Consider the following 3,554-nt stretch of genomic DNA (forward strand, 5'->3'; position numbering starts at 1 on the left):
ACGAGCGTAGGTGAGAGCTGATTGAATAAGGATTGCGAGGAATTTTACCCATGAAAGTCGATTTGATTGACCATGAGTATAATATAACTAAAATTATCGGCATTGGTGGGAGAGGCCGAACATGACACGTGCTAAGGCGCTCGGGGGCAAAATTGCACTAATCACGGGGGCTGCGCGCGGTATCGGCTTTGCCACTGCTGTCGAGCTGTCACGTTTGGGTGCTGACATTGTCGGGCTCGATTTGCCCGGGTCCCCGTGGGATGAGTTACGCGCTGCCGTAGATGGCGCAGGTCGCCAGCTTCTGGCATGCGACGGAGACGCTTCGGACGAAACGGCGTGGCAAGCGGCGTTGACTAGCGTGCAACGCCAGTTCGGCCGGATCGATATCCTGTTCAACAACGCCGGTATTCCGGGACCGGTCTGCGCGTTGTGGGATTATCCGTTAGATGAATTTGACCAGGTAATGCGGGTGAATTGTCGTGGCGTGTTTCTGGGCATGAAATATTGTACCGCGTTGATGCAAGGTGGCGGATCAATCATCAACATGTCATCTGTGTCGGGACTTGGCGGCGGCCGATCGCTTTTTGCCTATAATGCAAGCAAACACGCAGTCATAGGCATGACCAAAGTAGGTGCCATCGAACTGGCAGAATTCGGCATACGCGTTAATGCGATTTGCCCGGCTATGACCGAGACAGCGATGATGCTTAACCTCGAAGATGGGAAGAATGCCGACGAAGTCGCCACCTTGCGTGGTCACTTTACCGCGATGATCCCCCTTGCCCGCTACGCCGCGCCCTCCGAGATTGCTTCGGTTGTGGCTTTCCTCGCGGGCGACGAATCATCATTCGTAAATGGCGCGGCTATTCCGGTGGATGGAGGATTGAAGGCACAATAGATTCACGACTGAGCTGAGTGCAGCGTCAACCTTTACCGAAATGTTCCCGCAGCGAAGCCGTGCTTCCCTTAAACAAACAAATAACAATTTCCTCAATCTTCTTGCGACCGACCATACCGCTCGCGACCAACTCCCCTGCGGTGCCCGTCATACCCATCGATAGCTCGGTCGCCAATATGGCAACTTCGCGCGGCACGTTGAATGAATGTGCGATTTCCTTGGCGAGAAACTCGACAACACGCTGGCGGCTGTCTCTTTCGCTCTGCTGGAATACCACCGCAATCGATGGATCGCCCATGAGTCGCTGGATATGCATGCCATTTTTCTCGGCATGCTTTAGATAGGTTCGTGTTGTGAAGCGGATCAGCTCGTCGAAGTTTTTTGCTTCGCTGACGGCAATTGTTTGCTGCTCCCAAAGCCGTCGTTGGTCGCGCAACAGCAGTTCCTGCAGTAACGTAGTGACATTCTGGAAATAAGCGTAAACCAAGGGCTTGCTGACCCCGGCTTCGCGTCCAACCCGCTCCATGGTGATTGCAGAAATGCCTTCGGAAGCGACTAGAAAAGCCGCTTTATCAAGTATCATGTGTTTCCGCACGGTGGGATCGAGGCGGCGGGTTGTTTGTTTGACGAGCTCAGACATTGCCCTATGCGAACACGGTTTCGATGAAAAAGTCCAGTCGGATTAGTCGCAGTGTAGCTGTTGACTATTTATATAATAAAGATATGGTTTGACTGACGCATTCTAAATGACTGCTGGCGACCAGACAAACAATTCTTGCCGCTGGCATTCAGCCATCCGTATCGAAAAAATCGAGGTTGTTGCTATGAATAAGAAACGGATTTTTCTAGGAATTTTAGCGGTCTTAGCGGCCGGTGCAGCGGGTGCTGCTTACATGGTCACACCAACAGTACACGAAGGCCTAACCGGCGAAGCACCTGAATTGGGCCGCCAAGGGGCATATCGGATCGGCACTATTGTTCAATCTTTCACACTCAAAAACCGGACGCGCATTTCCGGATGGGGTGCTGTGACTGGCAAGCTCGAGGCTGCGGACCGGACGCTGAAAGTCCGATTCTGGTATCCGTCCGATGGTCCCGCGATCGACGGAGGCGTTCGCTATGACCATGTCATGCAGTTGCCAGGAAAACAGGCCTTTTCGATTGCCAGCAAAGGATCGGCAATTACCGATGCTGCGGCGCTGAAAGGTAAGAAATTCCCTCTCGTTCTCATGTCGCATGGCTATGGCGGATGGGGTACCCAGTTCAGCAATCTGGCCGAACATATTGCTTCACATGGTTATGTTGTTGCTTCAATCGAACATGCGGATATGCCTGCTGATAGTATCGCATCGTTCCTGCTGTCCTTTGGTAATGTGCTTGTGGACCGCACGTTGGATCAGCGTCAGATATTGGCGCAGATCCTTGTTGAGGCCAAAAAAGGAGCAAACGCGCACCTTTCACTTGTCGATCCGGAGAAAGTCGGATTGATCGGTTATTCGATGGGTGGTTATGGCGCGATTGCAACCGCCGGCGCCGACTACGGCTTTGACAAAGACCCGATGACAAACATTCCTGACACCGCCCGCAAGCAGTTGCAGGAGTTAGCGAAGCAACCCGTTCCGATCAAGGCACTGGTTACTTTCGCACCTTGGGGAGGCCAGCCCGAAAGTCGCGCGTGGAATGCAAGTTCGCTGTCGAAAATCAACGTGCCGGTCTTGATTGTGTCGGGAGATCAGGATGACGTGGTCAAATTCAAGGACGGGGTGTCTTGGCTATTTGACAATATGGCCGGCGCTGATCGTTACATGCTCGTGTACCGCGAGGCGCGCCACAACATCGTCGGAAACGAATTTACCCTCGGCTCTGACGCTCCATTCATGGCTGCAGAGTTTTTGAAAGAACCGGTGTGGCGAAGTGATCGGCTGAACGCGATCAACCAGCATTTTGTCACCGCATTTTTGGACGTATCTCTAAAGGGTGACGCAACCAAACGCGCCTATCTCGACGTCCCCACCGTCTATTCCAACGCCGGGGAATGGCCGACAACATTTGGCGAACAGCTTAACGGCACTGTCGCCGGGGGCAAGCAAGACAAATATTGGCGCGGGTTTCAACGCCGTTGGGCAACCGGGCTGGAACTGCACCATAAGAAAACCGGACAATGACGGGAATATCGGCACGATGAACAGAGCAATTTTCGATCTTGATGGGCATGTGGCCCTGGTAACGGGTGGTAATGGTGGCCTCGGCCTCGCCATGTCCAAAGGCTTAGTCAAGGCTGGCGCCAGCATTGCGATCTGGGGGCGCAACGCCGACAAGAACGCGGCGGCGGTCGCCGAGTTGACAGCAATGGGTGGCGACGTGGCGGCCTTTACTTGCGATGTCACCGACGAAAGCTCTGCGGCCGCGGCGTTTCAGGAGACTTTGGGACGGTTCGGCAAAATCGACAGCTGCTTTGCAAATGCGGGCGGATCAGGTGTGCGCGGTGCATTTCACACGCTTTCTTCTGATGACTGGAGAACAACAGTAGATCTCAACGTTTCTAGCGTGATCACGACGTTCCAGCTGGCGACGCGCTTTTGGCTGGAGAGTAAGCAGTCCGGTAAACTGATCGTAACATCGTCCGTCGCAGGGCTAATCGGTATCCCCTTTGCCA

The 3,554-nt window shown here is 53.7% G+C and carries 4 protein-coding genes; 3 read left to right on the top strand and 1 reads right to left on the bottom strand.

The genetic code is table 11. The annotated features are described in order from the left end of the window. Positions 1-121 precede the first annotated feature (121 nt). The gene (locus tag ACKVOS_RS12175; protein ID WP_409212272.1) at positions 122-898 is read left to right on the top strand and encodes an SDR family NAD(P)-dependent oxidoreductase; all 777 of its coding nucleotides are present in this window, start codon (positions 122-124) and stop codon (positions 896-898) included. Positions 899-923: 25 nt separating this feature from the next. Here ACKVOS_RS12175 and ACKVOS_RS12180 read toward each other — a convergent pair whose 3' ends face one another. Continuing rightward, on the bottom strand, positions 924-1,481 hold the full coding sequence (locus tag ACKVOS_RS12180) for a TetR/AcrR family transcriptional regulator (RefSeq protein ID WP_409212273.1): 558 nt from the start codon (positions 1,479-1,481) through the stop codon (positions 924-926). Between the two features lie 241 nt (positions 1,482-1,722). Between ACKVOS_RS12180 and ACKVOS_RS12185 the strand changes: the two genes are divergently transcribed. Together ACKVOS_RS12185 and ACKVOS_RS12190 are read left to right on the top strand one after the other, a co-directional pair. Next, a complete protein-coding gene (locus tag ACKVOS_RS12185; RefSeq protein WP_409212274.1) occupies positions 1,723-3,063 on the top strand; it encodes an alpha/beta hydrolase family protein in 1,341 nt (446 codons plus the stop codon). A 16-nt stretch (positions 3,064-3,079) separates the two neighbouring features. Further along, positions 3,080-3,554, top strand: a 475-nt coding sequence (locus ACKVOS_RS12190) for an SDR family NAD(P)-dependent oxidoreductase (RefSeq protein WP_409212275.1), incomplete at its 3' end; no start/stop codon positions are given.

Origin of the sequence: Sphingorhabdus sp. (assembly GCF_046154385.1) — a bacterium.
GTDB lineage: Bacteria > Pseudomonadota > Alphaproteobacteria > Sphingomonadales > Sphingomonadaceae > Sphingorhabdus_B.

Bases quoted from the DNA above. Each gene is read 5' to 3' on its own strand.
- ACKVOS_RS12175 (WP_409212272.1), top strand. From the start codon at position 122: ATGACACGTGCTAAGGCGCTCGGGGGCAAAATTGCACTAATCACGGGG.
- ACKVOS_RS12185 (WP_409212274.1), top strand. From the start codon at position 1,723: ATGAATAAGAAACGGATTTTTCTAGGAATTTTAGCGGTCTTAGCGGCC.
- ACKVOS_RS12180 (WP_409212273.1), bottom strand. From the start codon at position 1,481: ATGATACTTGATAAAGCGGCTTTTCTAGTCGCTTCCGAAGGCATTTCT.